The following is a 16,002-nucleotide window of genomic DNA, read 5'->3' as shown; positions in this document are numbered from 1 at the left end:
TAAATTAAGATATTCGATATTGAGATATGGCGAGCGAGGTGAACGTAAGATGAGTAATCCGAATGAACAACAATCAAGCAATGAGCTTCAATTATTCGTCGTCCTATCCCGAGCAACCCAATGGGTTAGCGCTCATGTTCATCAAGACATTCGCAAGCATGGCCTCAATCCGACTGAGTTCGCTGTCCTTGAGCTTCTCTATCATAAAGGCGAGCAGCCGCTTCAGCAGATCGGCGAGAAGATCTTAATGACGAGCGGCAACATTACTTACGTCATCGACAAGCTTGCTGCCAAAGGATTAGCTCAGCGTAAGGCGTGCCCTACAGACCGGAGAGTAATTTTCGCGGAGATTACAGCAGAAGGCACAGCCCTTCTCGATTCGATCTTCCCGCTTCATAAAGAAGCAATCGGCAAAGCTGTCAGCGGATTATCCGAAGAGGAACGCGCGCAAGCGATTCAACTCCTGAAGAAGCTCGGCATTGCCGCACAGAGCAGCTTCACTTAGTCGATCAGACTGGTGCGCTTGCTTCGTTTTATCAAATATCTTAATTTTAAGAAATCAAAATATTAATTATATATAAAGGGAGAAATGAACATTATGAGTATCGCACTTGGATTATTAATTATTCGCGTTGTTGTCGGTTTGACGTTTGCAGGTCACGGGGTACAGAAGCTCTTCGGCTGGTTCGGTGGTTATGGACTCAAGGGAACTGGCGGTTGGATGGATTCCATCGGCTTGAAGCCCGGCGTACTGATCGCATTATTGGCAGGTTTGGCTGAACTAGGTGGCGGTCTGCTGTTCGTCCTCGGTTTCTGGATGGTCCCGGCAGCTGTGCTGATTGTCCTGACGATGCTTGGGGCCATTATCTCGGTACACCGCAAGAACGGCTACTGGGTTACTCAGAACGGTATGGAATACAACATCGTGTTGATCGCAGTTGCAATTGGACTTGCACTGATCGGCGCAGGAGAATATGCAATCGGCTAATGCGGCTAATATTGAATGAAAATGAAAGCTTCAAACGCGAAACTACATTTAATAGGAGGAATTTATCATGATACAAACACTCGTATACGGACCTACCATGCAAGCAATTGGAGCTTTTGACGGGGGCAAAATTACGGAGCAGAAGCCAATCGGCTTCCCCGGTGAAGGCTCGGTAGTGAAACGTGTAAGCACACTGTTCTATTGGGCATGGGCTCACGCGAACCAAGATGGTCACATCCCGCTTCACCCGCATCAAGCGTTCGAAATTATGACTTATGTTGTGGCTGGCAAAGGTGAACACGGTGATACGCTCGGCACGAAGAGCATCATAGGTGCAGGCGGCGTTCAGCTTATGCAGACCGGCTCCGGCGTCAGCCATGAAGAACGGTTCTTCGCCGATATGGAAGGCTTCCAAATTTGGTTCGAGCCATCTGTCCAGGAAGCGGTGAAAACCAAACCGACATACAACCAATATGAGCATGAAGAATTCCCGATTGCTAAAGGCGAAGGCTACACGAAGAAAACAGTGATGGGCTTCGGCTCGCCGATCTCCATCGTAGCTGATGCGCAAATGTATGACGTTGAACTTGAAGCTGGCGCGACATACAGTCAAACCATCGAAGCTGGACGCACGCTCACTGCACTTGCTATCCGCGGCGACGGTTCTTGGACCTATGCTTCGCAGGCGGGCAAGGACACAGCGTTCAAGCATAAAGACTTCATTGTAGCGAGAGCCGACCAAGCCGAGGAAGCCATCATTACAGCTACTGGCGATGCACCGCTTCGCCTCATCCTGATTGATGTACCGTCCCATGTCGATTACCCGCTCTATCCAAAACGTTAATAACAATGAAGGGGATTGCCCCCGCAAGCATAAGATGCCTGCGGTGGAGCAATCCCCTTCTTCTATTAATGTGCTGCCTTTGCTTTATCCGCTTCGCCTGCATTGCGCGTTGCCGCTTCGCGATCCTCCATCATCTCTTCGACCGATTTGGTCTTGAGACGAGCAGCTCCGCGGTAATCTTCGCGCGTCGGAATGAGGTTGCCGCTGGCAAGCCGCTGCTTCGCCTCTTCAATCGACGCACCGTATTGCGGGAGCCATTTCTCCTGCACAACGAGCAGCTCGTCGACCATCTGCCAAATTTCCTTCGGATTGCACACCGCGCCAACGAGCGGGTCCATCATCATCGCTTGGCGGAGCAGCTTGTCGTCGCCGCGAACAGCGGCTTCGACTGCGAGTCGCTGTACGGAGATGCTCACATTGCATACCGCTGCGGGACCGAGCGGCAGTTCGCCGACAACCGGCATATTGATACCGTTGGCATCGACATACCCCGGCGCTTCAATGATAGCATCATTCGGCAGATTCGTAATAACTCCGTTGTTTACGACGTTGAAATGCCCACGATATAATCGGCCTGTTTCTAGGCCTTCTATTATATAGGAGCCGTGTTCCTCCGAACGTTTATCCGCCGAGTATACATACGGATCGCCCTTCATCCAGTTCGGGAAGTCGGTCTCGAACCAGTGGCGTCCTTCCGTACATACGCGCAAGTAACCGCCCGTCTCGCCATTGATCCATACGCCCATGTCGATCCAGTCCTGGATCTCGTCCGCACGCTTGCGGTACCAAGGTACATATTCGCTCAGATGGCCATTGGATTCTGTGGAATAATAGCCGAATCTGCGCAGCATATCGATACGCACTTTCTCGGTTTGGCTATATTCCGGATGCTTCTCGAACGCTTCCAGCAGCTCACCCGTCTTGTCGACGCCGTTATGCTTGATGGACACATACCAGGTCTGATGGTTGATGCCCGCGCAGATGATATCGACTTCCTTCTTCTGAAGGCCGAACGCATTCGCGATTTGGTGATGGCCGCCTTGCACGCCGTGGCAAAGCCCGATCGTGCGAACGCCGCCGTATTTATTGCATGCCCAGGTGAGCATTGCCATCGGATTCGCATAGTTGAGCAGCAGCACATTCGGATCTGCCATCTCACGGATGTCTTTGCAAATATCGAGCATCGCCGCAATGCCGCGCTGTCCGTACATAATGCCTCCAGCACAAAGCGTATCGCCGACACACTGATCGACGCCGTATTTGAGCGGAATATCGACATCATGCTGGAACGCTTCAAGCCCGCCGATACGCACAACGCAGAGCACATACTTCGCGCCGCGAAGCGCTTCCCTGCGGTCAGTCGTCGGTTGAATGGAGATGTTCAGCCCATTCTCATCAATATCCCGTTGGCACAGCTGCGTAACCATCTCGAGGTTATGCGCATTAATGTCCGTGAACGCAATCTCGATATTGCGGAACTCCGGCACAGCCAGCAAATCCCTTAGCAGCCCGCGGGTAAACCCGATACTGCCTGCTCCAATAAAGGTCACTTTAAATGGCAATCGAAACCCCTCCTGCATGAATAGTTTGGAGAACCAGCTTGATTCATTATCATTATTGTAGCAGGAGTCCGGATGAAGGCGTTTCCACATTTCCAACAGCTTTGGCCTGAGCATGTCAACTATTGCAACCTAGAGCTATCCATGCCGCCGAATTTCAATCGATTTGCGATAGGCTGCCGGCGATAGACCGGTTACTTTTTTGAAAAGCATACTGAAATACTGCCTGCTGTTCAATCCGATATAATCAGCGATATCGATGATGGGAATGTCCGTGCGGGCAAGGAGCATCTTCGCCTTCTCGACCCGAAGTTCAGCCAAGTATTCGGTTATCGTCATATGCATGGTCGCTTTGAAAATCCGCTGAAGATAGACCGGATGCAGGCTGACAGCCGCAGCAATATCCTTCACTTGAATATCGCAATCGTAATGCTGATGCATGTACTCCGCCGCTTTGCGCACGTAGCGCTGATTGTGCGAAGCCGCTGTCGCCTGATTCTCCGGCTCCTCTGCCGCGAGTCTCGCAACGCGGACAAGCAGCTGCGATAGGAGAAGATGTGTCATGCTCTCGTTGCGCGAACCGCCTGTATCCAGCTCCATCACGATGCTTTTGAGAATATGATGGATTTCGCTCGGGTCGCGCAGAACAATGGAATTCTGATGCCGTTCGAGCAACTGGGACAACGGCGAATTGCACTCCGCCAGCTGCCTCATCGAAGGATAGATACCGTCGCAAGACGTGAAGGTGAACTCGACGTTCAGCATCCGACACGGACTGTCCTTCGCTACAATTAAGTTGTGGGGGACGCCGGCATCGAGCAGAATAAGATCACCTTTGCGCATCGCGGTCGCCCCTGCCTCCGTCTCGACAACACAGGTGCCAGAGATGACATACATGAACTCAATCGCATCATGCGCATGAACATCCATATGAAAGTCTACCCATTGCTTATAGTAGTAAGCGACGATATGGGGACGGTAATCGCCCCCCTCGCGCCATAACGGATCATACAAACTGTATTTGCGCTCCAGCACGGGCAGTCCCCTCCCTCTACCTACTACTCTTGCACGACTCCGCGCTTTACGTTTCTTCTGCGAAGCAGAACGAACAAGGCGCTGACAATGACGCCTGCGATGACCCCGATCGCGAGATCATGCGTGACGACAACTGCCCCAACGGTGATGACCATGACGATGGTTTCCGCTGCCGGAACTTTATGAAGCTGAAAGACGGATTTCCAATCGAAAATCGCCACGCACACCATGAGCATAATGCCAACGAGCGCAGCCATCGGGATGAGCGATAGCAAATCGCCTAGCACCACGACGAGCAGCAGCAGGAACAGCGCCGCGACTAGCATGGACAACCTGTTCCGACCGCCCATTTTCACATTGAGGACCGATTCCGCCACTAACGCACAGCCTGCCATTCCGCCGAAGAAGCCGGCAATGAAGTTGGCGATGCCTTGGCCGCGCATTTCTTTGTTCTTATCGGTCTTCTCGCCTGTCATCTCATCGAGCAGGTTCTGCGTCAACATCGTCTCTGTGAAACCGACCACCGCAAGCGAAAGCGAGTACGGCAATATAATGAAGAAAGTGTCCCAGGAAAGCGGAACGTCCGGCAGCAAGAATGACGGCAATGAAGCGTCAATCGCCGCGATATCGCCAATTCGCGTCACATCGCCAATGCCGAATATCCATACAACGATTGTCAGCACAGCAACTGCTGCGAGCGGCGAAGGTATGGCTTTGAAGTACCGGGGCAGCAAATAGATGATTAGCAGCGCTGCCGCAACGAGCACATACATCATCCAGGAGCCCTCGGTTAAATAGCGAAGCTGCGACATAAAGATCATAATTGCAAGTGCATTCACGAAGCCCGTTAGAACAGGCTGCGGCACGTAGTTTACGAGCTTGCCAAGCTTAAAAACACCCATCAAATATTGAATGATGCCGGTCAATACCGTTGCTGCGAAGAGATACGCAATGCCGTGCTCCTTCACAAGCGTAAGCATCAGGACCGACATCGAGCCAGCTGCAGCCGAGATCATCCCCGGTCTTCCGCCTAAGAACGTAATCACGAGCAAAATACAAATCGTTGCATAAATACCTACCTGCGGCGGCACGCCAGCCATAAATGAAAATGCCAATGAATCCGGGATAAGTGCAAGCGTTGCCGTCATCCCTGCCAGCACATTCAATCTTACATCCTTCGTCCACTCCGTGCGCCATGTTCCATTACCGATCAATTCATCCACCTCTAGTTGCTTTTAATTGTAGTCTTCCAAGTCGAGTACGATGTTCTATCGGTAAGCATAACTCCTCGTTTATCGGCTGGTCAACGGCTATTTCAATGGTTCTACTTCAGCGGCGGTTCAGATCGGCGCAAGCGGGAAAACGCAGCAGGAGCGCTTAATAAAGAAGGGACCTTCTCGAATGAAGGTCCCTTCTTGAAAAAACATGAAATGTAATGCGGAGGTTGCTATCGAATCCGATACTCATCAAAGTAACGCGGAATAATGGTCGTTGAAGCACCGGGCTGCTCCGGCAGCTTATAGTAGCCATCAACGACAGTTGCCGGTTCTTCAAAGATATGCCGAATCCATGGGATGTACTCGAGCATGATCGCGTTCTGCGTCGATGCGACCAAATGCTGATGAATTTGGCCCATCTCTCCGACATGCGGGCATATTGGCAGGTCATATGCCGCAGCGAGTCCCGCTACTTGCAGCCATTCGGTTACGCCGCCTACACGCGTAACGTCAACCTGCACATATTCAACGGCGCCTTGATGGATGTAATCACGGAACGCATATTTGTTATACACGTGCTCGCCGAGCGCAATCGGCACATTCAGCTCATCCGCCAGCTTGCGATGCCCTGCAATATCGTCCGGGTTAAGCGGCTCTTCCAGCCACATCAGATCAAACTGCTCCAGCTTCTTCCCCCACGTCATCGCAGTCGTAATATTCCACTGCTGATTGACGTCGATCATGAGGCCGATGTCATCGCCGATCGCCTTGCGCACAGCCTGCACACGGTCGAAGTCCTCGCGCGGGTCCGGTTTGCCGACCTTCATCTTCACCGCCGAGAAGCCTTGCTCCACGATATTCGTAATGTCTGCGATCAAACGGTCTTTGCTCCAATTGAGCCAGCCGCCGTTCGTATTGTACGCTTTAATCTTCTCCGGCTTATGTCCGCCAAGATATTGCCACAGCGGCTTATTCGCAGCCTTCGAGACAATATCCCACAGCGCAATATCTACAGCCGCGAGCGCCATATGCGTAATACCGGCACGGCCAATCCAGTGCATCGGGCCAAAGCGCAGCTCATCCCAGATTTGCTTGATCATGGTCGGATCCTTGCCAACGAGCGCAGGGGCATAGTAACGATCAATCGTATCTGCAATCATCTCATCGCCCTTGGCGGTCGTTCCGGTATAGCCGTATCCGGTAATGCCTTCGTCTGTTTCAATGCGGACGCCGGTTACACCCCAGTGCGTCGCTACATTGATGGCGTCCGTAATCGGCGGCGTAATCGGAACATGCAGAATAAAGCTCTTCGCGCTCGTAATCTTCATAAGTAAGTTCTCCCTCCACTAATCGCTGCTCTGTATAGGCTTGCTTATTTCAACGAAGACAAGAATTCAACGGTCTTCGCATCGGATTGATATGCAGATGTATCGAAAGGCGTCGTCATCGCATCTTGCGCGATTTTCAGATAACCGTCGAGGTCCAGCTTCTTAAAGCCGTCCAAGTATTCCTGCCAGTCTTTATCCACCGACTTGTTACCAAGAATGAACTGAGCTGTCCACTGCTTCATGTATTGCTCGATGTTTGTTTTGAGCAGCGCGAACTTCTGGTTCTGCGCATCCTCCATATAGATCGCGCCCGGGTACACTTGTGCCGGCTGGTGACCTGCATAATTCTTCATTGTTTCCAGAAGCAGCAGTGATTCCAGACCATCAGGCGTGAATGGAGACGTTGCTTTAACGAAGCCATTTCTCCACGTCATATCTTGGAATACAGGACCCATTTGGTTCCAGCCTTCATTCTGCTTCGCGCCTGCGGAATAGAATTTATCAGACTGCGTAATGAACAGTGCTTGCTCGCCGCCGAGACCTTTGACGCCGTTCTCCGCCTTGGTCCAATACTTGCCTTCCGGACCGTAGTTCATCATCTGCGTGCCTTCAGGCGTATAGATAAAGTTCACCAGCTTCATCAGTCTTACGATTGATTCTTCCGATGCTTTGTTCGTCACTGCAAAAGAAAGCGATCTCGGGCTATTGCCGCTGAATGCTGCGTATTGTACGCCATCCGGACCTTTGAGCGGCGGAATCGTTACCCAGTTCTTATAATTCGGGCCGTTCATATCGAGGAAAGCACCGCTGTAGAGTGAAGGAACAACGCCGACTTTACCTTGTGCAGCCAGCTGCTTCACGATATCGCCCTTCTGGCTAAGCGATTGTTTATCAATGAGCCCTTTGTTATACAAGCTGTTCAGGTAACCAAGACCTTGCTTCCAGCCATCAAGCGTTGGCGCATACGACACTTTGCCGTCTTGCACATCAAAGTAGTCGGAAGCGTTATCATAAGTGAATGCATTCATCAGGAATGGAATGACATCGTAGCCATCCGAAGAGCCGGAGTAGCCTGTAACGCCATTATCCTTGAATACTTGCATCACATGCTCGAAATCTTCCGTTGTCGCAGGCATTTGCAGATTGTATTTGTCCAGCAAGCTCTTATCGATCCAAGCTTTGTTCCCCCAGAAGCAGTGCCAGCAAGTGTTGTAGTTAGGCAAGCCATAGATGTTGCCGTCTGGGGCTGTAATCGCCGACTTCAAGCCTGGCGCGCTCTCAATTGCTTTTGCCAGATTCGGCGCGTACTCGTCGATATACTTGTTAAGCGGTACGATAATCCCTTGCTTCGAGTATTTCAGGATATCAGAAGGCGAGAAGTTCGCGCTCCAGAATACATCCGGATAATCGCCGCTTGAGAGCAGCAGGGACTGCTTCGTCGCCGCATCGCTCGATGGCGCGATGCTGAACTTAATATCCAGCTTGTAATTATCTTTGACATACGTCGTGAACCAGTTCGTCTTCAAATCTACGATATCGCCGCCAGGTACAGCGAAGAAGGAAACATTCACGACTTTGTCCTGATCGACTGCAGCCGTGCTATTGCCCGAACCGGAATTCGCATTCGTCGAAGCCGAATCATTCGTTGCCGTGCTTCCGCTATTATTGCTGCCGTTATTGGAAGAACAAGCAGATACCATTAATAAGATGCTGATCAGTGCCGTAACTACGATAAGTTTTGTAATACGCAACATGAACACCCCTCCTGAAATTGTCTCGATCACACTTGCATGAATGGATGAAGCCGCTTGCCGCTAAGTTGCTAAACTACGCTACGCTTACGTTTTTCGGACGGTGGACTATTCCTTAATCGCCCCGACCATCACCCCCTGCACGAAATATTTTTGAATAAACGGATACAGGATGAGCACGGGAATGCTTGAAATCACGATGACCGAGTACTTCAGCAGCGTCTTCATATCTTCAAAATGCTTTAACTGCTCAGCGCTAAGCGACATCGAGCTCGTATCCACATTGTTGACGACCAAGATCTCTCGAAGCACGAGCTGCAACGGATACTTGCTGGCGTCGTTGAGGAAGATCAATGCATTGAAGTAAGAATTCCAGTTGCCGACGGCCGACCATAGAAACAGTACGGCGATGACCGGCTTCGACAGAAACAGGACGACTCTTACTAGAAATCCGGCGTCCGTGCAACCGTCGATTTGCGCCGCTTCGTACAGATCGTTCGGAATCGAGGATTGAAAGAACGTCTTGGCAACAATGACCGAGAAGATGCTTAGCGCGCCTGGCAGAATCATCGCCCAAGCCGTACCAAGCAAATGCAAATTGCGAACGACCAAGTAATACGGAATGAGTCCGCCGCTAAACAGCATTGCAAACAGCAGAAGCCAGACGAGAATATTGCGGCCAACGAACGTCTTTCTCGAGATCGGGTACGCCATCATAATGGTAAGCGCGACGCTTAGCGTGGAACCGACTCCTGTGTAGAAGATGGAGTTCAAGTAACCGGTCCAAATTTGCTTATACTTGAACACGGCTGCGTAACCGTACAAGGTCGGCTCCACCGGCAGGAACCATACTTTGCCGCCCATGACGGCGGAGGACGAGCTGAAGGATGAGCTGATGATAAAGATAATCGGGTAAGCGACGGCAATGGTAACAAGACCTAACACCACATATACAAACGTTAGGAGCAGCCGGTCCTCCCAGGATTCTCGAATGCGAATAGCTTGGTTCACGTGGAGTCCCCTTTCATTAGAACAAGCTGGAGTCGGAATATCTTCTGGCGAGCAGGTTGGTCGTGAAGATCAGGATGAAGCCGACAATGGAATTGAATAATCCGACCGCAACCGCAAAGCTGAAATTCGTGTTCACGAGACCGATCTTATACACGTAAGTCGAGATGACTTCAGAGGTTTCCAGATTGATCATATTTTGCAGCAGGAACACTTTCTCGAAGCCTACGCTGAGCAAACCGCCTACGGAGAGAATGAGCAGAACGATGATGGTTGGGCGAATTGCCGGCAAATCAATATGTACGATCCGCTGTAGCCTGGAAGCTCCATCAATCTTGGACGCCTCGTGCAGCTCCGGGTTAATGTTCGCGAGCGAAGCGAGATAAATAACAGCCCCATATCCCGTTTCCTGCCAGACGCCTGACCAAACATACAGAGAGGAGAAAGCTTTCGGTTGGCCCAAAATATCATAGGCCTGATCAATGCCGAGAAGATGGGTGAATTGCCCGTAGATGCCGGTGCTAGGAGAGAGAACGATGTTGATGATACCGACGAGGACTACAGTGGAGATAAAGTATGGTGCATAAGTCGTCATTTGAACGACCTTCTTGAACCGCTGGCTTGGCACCTCGTTCATCGCAAGTGCCAACAGAATGGCGGCAGGTGTTCCGATGAGCAAAGCATAGACGCTAAGGAGCAGCGTGTTGCGAATAACCGGCCAGAAGAACGGAGAGGTGAAGAACATGTTGAACTGCTTGCCGCCTACCCACGGGCTTCCCCATATGCCTTTGACAGGACTAAACTCCTTGAATGCGATCTGGACACCGAGCATTGGTACATAGTTAAACGTGATTAAGAAGATCGTCGGCAGCAGCACAATGAGATAAAGCTGCCAGTGTCTGAGTATTCTTCGTTGCAGACGAGCTGTATCCGGTTTGACCATCCCGGCATTTCCCTCCCCTTCGATGAAAGCGCTCTTATTTTGTCATGAAATAAAATATCATACACGATTTATAATGTAAACATGAATTTATAAAAAAACAGGATAGGGTCCTGGATATTATTTGAAATTGGCTACTAGCCTCTCATACGAGTTCTGCAGATGCAACCGCATCGCTTTAATCGCTTCTTCCGTATTGTCTGCGAGCAAGTGATTGACGATGCTGCGATGCTCTTCTTTCTCTGCTTCGAGATCGATCTTGTAGTGATGCAAATTCAAATAGCGATGGATCCGTTCAATGAGCGACGACACCATCTGCTGGAGATTGAAATTATCTGCATAGATTAAGAGTGTCCCATGCAGTCCCTCGTTCATTTGTTGTACTTCATTCTCCTCGTTCTTCTCATCCGCTATGACTTCGTTGTTGCCATCAAGCGCATTCAGAATTTGCTGCAGACGCTCCTTCTTGATCCGCGTCGCTGCTTTACGAATAGCGAGTTCTTCCAGCTGAATGCGGATTTCAAAGATTTCATCGATATCCTTCAAGCTCATCTCTGCAACGAACATGCCTTTGAACGGAATAACGGTCACGAAGCCTTCGGAGGCCAGGCGGAATAACGACTCGCGGATCGGAATATTGCTCACGCCGAAGTCTCTTGCCAGCTTATCAATATTGATTTTCTCGCCTGCAGGCATAACGTGGGATAAAATTTGCTGTTTTAATAGGGCGTATAGCTCGTCGGTCAATACATAACGACTTAATTGCTTCTTGGACATCCCAGATCATCCTATTCTCGTGTAGTGGAGTTGTAAGAGGTTCGTTTATGTCCAATAGTATATCATGTATGATTCGGTTTAGAAGCAGATATTTCCGTGACCGGCAGCCAGCACCAAAGAAGCTTCGCGTTTAGGCGAAACTTCACATGGAGAGATGCCGCCGGCCAGGAGAGCCAGCACAGCGGCTATTCACCAGTTATCGATTAGAACGTGCTTGCCTTATGCGTATCCGGGCACCAGCGCGCCGTGCGATATTGCTTGATCAGCACATCTACCGCCCGATCCGTGCGGATCGCGGTCAGCGCTTCGAACGCGTAAGCTCTCGCGTAACGGTCCTTGCTCTGGAGACCGGCTTCAAGACCGTCGATGACCAGATCCGCATCGCCTTGCTTACCGATTCGCAGTAAGGATAATGCCGCTGTATAGGCAATCTTGTTCGTAATATATTCTTGATTGTAAACATAGGATCCGTTGCTCGCATTCTCCTGGTCCGCCGCAGACTCCTTCGCAACCGCTTCTTCGATTGTCCGCACAAGCGCCGGAACCGTCTCATCCGCCGGCTCGCCGATCATGCCGAGCGCCTCCACGACGTTGCGGCGAACCCAAGCGCTTACATCATTCAGCGCGACAATTAAGGATGGAACAGCGGAAGAAGCCTCCGATCCAAGCATACCCAGCACGAAGGCTGCGAGCGCCCTGCTGTTCTCTTCGCCAAGTGCCAGAAGACGAATAAGTCCCGGGATGGCTTCTGCTCCTGCTGCTTGAAGTCCATACGCCGCGCGCTGTGCCGTTAGCTTGGAGCCATCGCCAAGCTCCTTCAGCAAAGCAGCCGTACCGGAATCCCCAATATGTCCAAGCGCATATACGGCATTGAGCGCCACATTCTCAGATGAATCGCGAATCAGCTCCGCCAGCTTCGGAACAGCTGCTTCTGCTGCCTTGCCGATCAAGCCGAGTTGGTCAGCTGCTTGGCTGCGAATGACTGCATCCTCACTGGATAACTCCTCGATTAGCCTAGTGACTTCGTTCTCATTACCGCCACCGCCAATGTTCGCCGTACTTCTATCCGCTCGGAGCCAGTTCCACACGTCATGCCACAAATTCAAATGGGCATCTGGTGCGTCGTCAGGGAACGCCGGCACTGCATTCGTATGATTCCAGCTTGGCGACGCCGGTTCAGCTAGACGGACGAATTGGAACTTGAGCATATAGCGGTCAATGTTCGACGTGTTGAGCGAAGCTTTGTGCCAGAGATCGAAGTGAACAAGCGCGATTGTGCCCGCTTTGCCAGTTGGCAGCAGCTCCGCCTGGTTCGGGAATTTCTCATTATATTGGGAGCCGGGCATGATTGCCGTCGGGCCCATATCTTCGGTAATATCCTGCGTGTAATAGAACATCATCACCCACCATGGACGATGGCTGCGCATGGATGACCAGAAGCCGTCCTTGTGCCACTCTCCGCCGCCTGGCTTCCCGTTGCCCGGCTGATTGTAGTGCATATGGCGATGCGGATGCATATAATAGTCAGGTCCTAGAACGCTAGTAAGCGCGCCCTTCGTTACAGGCGTATCAAAGAACTTCTGAATGTCCGGGACACGCGCCAAAATATTATTGCCAGGATTCCCTTCATTCTGAAAAGCGAAGTCGATTTGATTCATCACGCTCCGGTGCAGTTGCTCCGGCAATTCGTTCTGAAGTACGACATAACCTTTCGTAATAAACTGAATCATCTGCTCATCATTGAGCAATTTCAACTCGCTTTCCATCCTATGCAGCCCCTTCTCGAATAAGTGATGTGTTATATTTAATGTACTAGATATCGACCTGAATTGTATTTAGCTCACAGTCAGACAGTTGCACAATAGTCAGGTCAATTCAATCAAGCACATGAATCGAGCACACTATGAAGAAGGGACTCGGCTGCGATGGACTTCTCTAAATTCCACCCTTATGTCTACTACGCTACCAAATATTCGTTCTATCGCGGGCAGACCAGCCTCAATCGTTACGTCTATACGAGCTCCATCTATATCATCACGGAGGGACAAGGCTTCTTCCGGCTGCGAGGCGACCAATATGAAGTCTACCCAGGCATGATGGTCTATATGGAGCCGGGACAACCCCATGACTGGATCGCGGATAAGGACGAGCCGATGACGAAAGTATGCTGCTATTTCGATTGGTTTTACGTCGATCGCACAGCCGTATTCGAGGATGAAACAGCCCCGATCTGCTACGATCGCAGTTTGCTGAGGACGGAACTGCTCGGCGAGAAGTTCCCTTTCCCATTGCCCGAAATTTCAAACGTGAGCGCATCGCTGCTGAACTGGACCGATCTGCTTCAGCGAAGCTTTATCTCGAATGAGCATACGAATGAGCGGACCTTTCTGAGAAGCATGACGGCTCAGAGCCATTTTGCCGAATTCATCCATCACTTCTTAACGTACTCGCTGCAAGAATCGCATATCCCGGATCCTCGCATCAGCAAGCTGCTGGAGAGAATGGAGGTTGATCTGCTCAGCGGCGAAGATATGGTCATTGAGCGTTACGCCGATTCGCTCGGCGTCAGTAGAGGCTACTTCTTCGATCTGTTCAAACGTACAACCGGCTTATCGCCGATCCAGTACATCAATCAATTCCGCATCAGCAGAGCGAAGGAAGACCTGCGTTCTTCTAACCTCAGCATTATGCAAATCGCAGACAAGTACCACTTCAGCTCCGTCCATTACTTCTCTCGGACGTTCCGCAAATACACGGGGAAGTCGCCTCAGTCTTTTCGGGAATCTGAGGTTTAACGCCGCCTCGTACGCCAAGGGCGCAAACAAGCACAGAAAAAACTCACTGCCCTGATGGACAGTGAGTTTTTTCTTGGTGCACAAGCTAGCTACTATTTATCCGCTGTGTACATCCGTTCTGCGGAAGTACGTCAAGATAAAGAGAAGCGGTACAATGAAAGCGACGCACATCGTTATGATGCCGGTCGAAGTCGATTTGTAGTGCTCGTTCATCGTGTCGAGCATGTTCAGCGGAGCGCTCCACGGATAGTACATAATGTACTTGGACTGCATGATCGTCAGCTCCGAGATGACCGCGAATACGCCGAGCCCCATCGCCGGGATGTAGCTGCGCCAGAGCAGCGCAACTGCAGCCGCTATCGGTACGAGCGCATATTCAAGGACGAGGAGCAAACCGTATTTGCCGAGCGCATGCCAGAAAACAGAAGCAGACGGCAGATCTGACGTGAACACGAAGGCAGAGCCGAACGTCAGCAGGAACGAGAGAATGAGTACGGATGCGAGCACTGGGACAGCTATAATGAATTTTGCAGCCAGTACCAGGTTACGCGAGTAGGGTCCTGTCAGCATATTATTGACGGTACGCTCCTGGAACTCACGTGCGAACAAGTAACCAATTAATAATGAATATAAGGCCGGACACATAAGCATCATCATCATCATGAGATTATCGCCGAAATAGCCTTTCCACCCAAACTCTGCGCCGGTGCCTGAGTTATGCACTTCAACGAAGAAATTCAGCACAGCTGGCAGCAGCGCCCCGAGAAGAATCAGCCAGAGCATGCGCGATCTGCGCCACTTCAGCCATTCGCAAGCAATCAGATCAAGCATGTACCGCACCGCCTTCCACCAAGCGAACGAAGTGATCCTCGAGCGAGTCTTTCATCGCGTGGAGACTGTTCACGAGAATCCCCTCGCGTACGAGCAAGCGATTCATCTCGCCAGGCATATGGCCGTCATCGTAGATGCGCAGCCAGCCGTCCTCATCAAGCCGGCAATCTTGAATGCCCATCTCCTTCGCGAGCAGCTCCTTCGAACGCTCCGGCTCATCCACTTGCAGGCTGATATACTGACGGTTCCGCTCCTTCAGCAGCTGCATCGGCGTCTCCTCCAGCATCCTGCCGCGATGAATGATGCCGACCTTCGTCGCCAGCTGCTCCACTTCGCTCAAGATATGGCTGGAGACGAGAATCGTAATCTTCCTCTTCTGCGCCAGCTCTTGAATGAGAAGCCGGATCTCCTTAATCCCCATCGGATCAAGACCATTTGTCGGCTCATCCAGAATCAGCAGCTCAGGGCGGTGAAGAATCGCGCGAGCGATGCCAAGGCGCTGCTTCATGCCAAGCGAGAAATTCGATGCTTTGCGATTGCGCGCATCCCACAGCCCTGTCGTATGAAGGGCATCCTCGGTCACATCGGACTCTCGAACACCCATCATTTTGCGATGAAGCTCCAGGTTCTCGATTGCCGTCAAGTTTGGATAGAAGCCCGGATACTCAATAACGGAGCCAACTTTACGCAGCACCGGATTCTTGCCTCTCCCAATCTTCTCGCCGAACAGCTCGACAGAGCCAGTTGTTGGCTGAATGAGCCCCATCATCATACGGATTGTCGTCGTCTTGCCCGCGCCGTTCTGCCCGAGAAAGCCGTAAATATCGCCCCTTTGCAGAGCCATATCAATACCGTCTACCGCATTGACTCCTTTATAATGCTTGCAAAGTCCACGGACCTGCAGAATGACATCGTTCATTGTCTTTAAA

At 51.1% G+C, this 16,002-nt stretch carries 15 protein-coding genes; 4 read left to right on the top strand and 11 right to left on the bottom strand.

Going from position 1 to position 16,002, the window contains the following annotated elements:
* The first annotated feature begins 49 nt into the window (after positions 1–49).
* The 3 genes from AC0YNX_RS24725 (at position 50) to AC0YNX_RS24715 (ending at position 1,832) form a co-directional block, all read left to right on the top strand.
* A complete protein-coding gene (locus tag AC0YNX_RS24725; protein WP_475818360.1) occupies positions 50–505 on the top strand; it encodes a MarR family winged helix-turn-helix transcriptional regulator in 456 nt (151 codons plus the stop codon).
* 93 nt (positions 506–598) lie between these two features.
* Positions 599–988 carry a DoxX family protein gene (locus tag AC0YNX_RS24720; protein WP_475818359.1) on the top strand — a complete coding sequence of 130 codons (390 nt, stop codon included), beginning with the start codon at positions 599–601 and terminating at the stop codon, positions 986–988.
* Between the two features lie 70 nt (positions 989–1,058).
* Positions 1,059–1,832, top strand: a complete 774-nt coding sequence (locus tag AC0YNX_RS24715; protein ID WP_475818529.1) for a pirin family protein — start codon at positions 1,059–1,061, stop codon at positions 1,830–1,832.
* Positions 1,833–1,897: 65 nt separating this feature from the next.
* On the opposite strand, the gene melA is transcribed toward AC0YNX_RS24715, so the two are convergent.
* From melA to AC0YNX_RS24670, 9 genes are all read right to left on the bottom strand, one after another.
* Positions 1,898–3,394 carry an alpha-galactosidase gene (gene melA, locus AC0YNX_RS24710; protein ID WP_475818358.1) on the bottom strand — a complete coding sequence of 499 codons (1,497 nt, stop codon included), beginning with the start codon at positions 3,392–3,394 and terminating at the stop codon, positions 1,898–1,900.
* Positions 3,395–3,529: 135 nt separating this feature from the next.
* Positions 3,530–4,426 carry a helix-turn-helix domain-containing protein gene (locus AC0YNX_RS24705; RefSeq protein WP_475818357.1) on the bottom strand — a complete coding sequence of 299 codons (897 nt, stop codon included), beginning with the start codon at positions 4,424–4,426 and terminating at the stop codon, positions 3,530–3,532.
* 23 nt (positions 4,427–4,449) lie between these two features.
* Complete coding sequence (locus AC0YNX_RS24700; RefSeq protein WP_475818356.1) at positions 4,450–5,640, bottom strand: SulP family inorganic anion transporter; 1,191 nt, start codon at positions 5,638–5,640, stop codon at positions 4,450–4,452.
* 233 nt (positions 5,641–5,873) lie between these two features.
* A complete protein-coding gene (locus AC0YNX_RS24695; RefSeq protein WP_475818355.1) occupies positions 5,874–6,971 on the bottom strand; it encodes a mandelate racemase/muconate lactonizing enzyme family protein in 1,098 nt (365 codons plus the stop codon).
* A gap of 44 nt (positions 6,972–7,015) precedes the next feature.
* Positions 7,016–8,725 carry a type 2 periplasmic-binding domain-containing protein gene (locus AC0YNX_RS24690; protein ID WP_475818354.1) on the bottom strand — a complete coding sequence of 570 codons (1,710 nt, stop codon included), beginning with the start codon at positions 8,723–8,725 and terminating at the stop codon, positions 7,016–7,018.
* 105 nt (positions 8,726–8,830) lie between these two features.
* Positions 8,831–9,733, bottom strand: a complete 903-nt coding sequence (locus AC0YNX_RS24685) for a carbohydrate ABC transporter permease (RefSeq protein WP_475818353.1) — start codon at positions 9,731–9,733, stop codon at positions 8,831–8,833.
* 16 nt (positions 9,734–9,749) lie between these two features.
* Positions 9,750–10,673, bottom strand: coding sequence for an ABC transporter permease (locus AC0YNX_RS24680; protein ID WP_475818352.1), 924 nt, complete (start codon positions 10,671–10,673; stop codon positions 9,750–9,752).
* 117 nt (positions 10,674–10,790) lie between these two features.
* Positions 10,791–11,447, bottom strand: a complete 657-nt coding sequence (locus tag AC0YNX_RS24675; RefSeq protein ID WP_475818351.1) for a GntR family transcriptional regulator — start codon at positions 11,445–11,447, stop codon at positions 10,791–10,793.
* 203 nt (positions 11,448–11,650) lie between these two features.
* Positions 11,651–13,201 (bottom strand): HEAT repeat domain-containing protein, encoded by a 1,551-nt coding sequence (locus AC0YNX_RS24670; protein WP_475818350.1) that lies wholly within the window; start codon positions 13,199–13,201, stop codon positions 11,651–11,653.
* A gap of 171 nt (positions 13,202–13,372) precedes the next feature.
* Here AC0YNX_RS24670 and AC0YNX_RS24665 point away from each other — a divergent pair, with 171 nt between their 5' ends.
* Positions 13,373–14,242, top strand: coding sequence for an AraC family transcriptional regulator (locus tag AC0YNX_RS24665; protein WP_475818349.1), 870 nt, complete (start codon positions 13,373–13,375; stop codon positions 14,240–14,242).
* 96 nt (positions 14,243–14,338) lie between these two features.
* On the opposite strand, the gene AC0YNX_RS24660 is transcribed toward AC0YNX_RS24665, so the two are convergent.
* Together AC0YNX_RS24660 and AC0YNX_RS24655 are read right to left on the bottom strand one after the other, a co-directional pair.
* On the bottom strand, positions 14,339–15,073 hold the full coding sequence (locus AC0YNX_RS24660) for an ABC transporter permease (RefSeq protein ID WP_475818348.1): 735 nt from the start codon (positions 15,071–15,073) through the stop codon (positions 14,339–14,341).
* Positions 15,066–15,992 carry an ABC transporter ATP-binding protein gene (locus tag AC0YNX_RS24655; RefSeq protein WP_475818347.1) on the bottom strand — a complete coding sequence of 309 codons (927 nt, stop codon included), beginning with the start codon at positions 15,990–15,992 and terminating at the stop codon, positions 15,066–15,068. The genes AC0YNX_RS24660 and AC0YNX_RS24655 overlap by 8 nt, the downstream gene beginning before the upstream one ends.
* Between the last annotated feature and the right edge of the window lie 10 nt (positions 15,993–16,002).

Source organism: Paenibacillus sp. J31R98, from assembly GCF_056269245.1.
This window is presented reverse-complemented; position numbering and strand designations above follow the sequence as displayed.

Bases quoted from the DNA above. Each gene is read 5' to 3' on its own strand.
- AC0YNX_RS24660 (WP_475818348.1), bottom strand. From the start codon at position 15,073: ATGCTTGATCTGATTGCTTGCGAATGGCTGAAGTGGCGCAGATCGCGC.
- AC0YNX_RS24695 (WP_475818355.1), bottom strand. From the start codon at position 6,971: ATGAAGATTACGAGCGCGAAGAGCTTTATTCTGCATGTTCCGATTACG.
- AC0YNX_RS24725 (WP_475818360.1), top strand. From the start codon at position 50: ATGAGTAATCCGAATGAACAACAATCAAGCAATGAGCTTCAATTATTC.
- AC0YNX_RS24675 (WP_475818351.1), bottom strand. From the start codon at position 11,447: ATGTCCAAGAAGCAATTAAGTCGTTATGTATTGACCGACGAGCTATAC.
- AC0YNX_RS24680 (WP_475818352.1), bottom strand. From the start codon at position 10,673: ATGGTCAAACCGGATACAGCTCGTCTGCAACGAAGAATACTCAGACAC.
- AC0YNX_RS24665 (WP_475818349.1), top strand. From the start codon at position 13,373: ATGGACTTCTCTAAATTCCACCCTTATGTCTACTACGCTACCAAATAT.
- AC0YNX_RS24720 (WP_475818359.1), top strand. From the start codon at position 599: ATGAGTATCGCACTTGGATTATTAATTATTCGCGTTGTTGTCGGTTTG.
- AC0YNX_RS24655 (WP_475818347.1), bottom strand. From the start codon at position 15,992: ATGAACGATGTCATTCTGCAGGTCCGTGGACTTTGCAAGCATTATAAA.
- AC0YNX_RS24690 (WP_475818354.1), bottom strand. From the start codon at position 8,725: ATGTTGCGTATTACAAAACTTATCGTAGTTACGGCACTGATCAGCATC.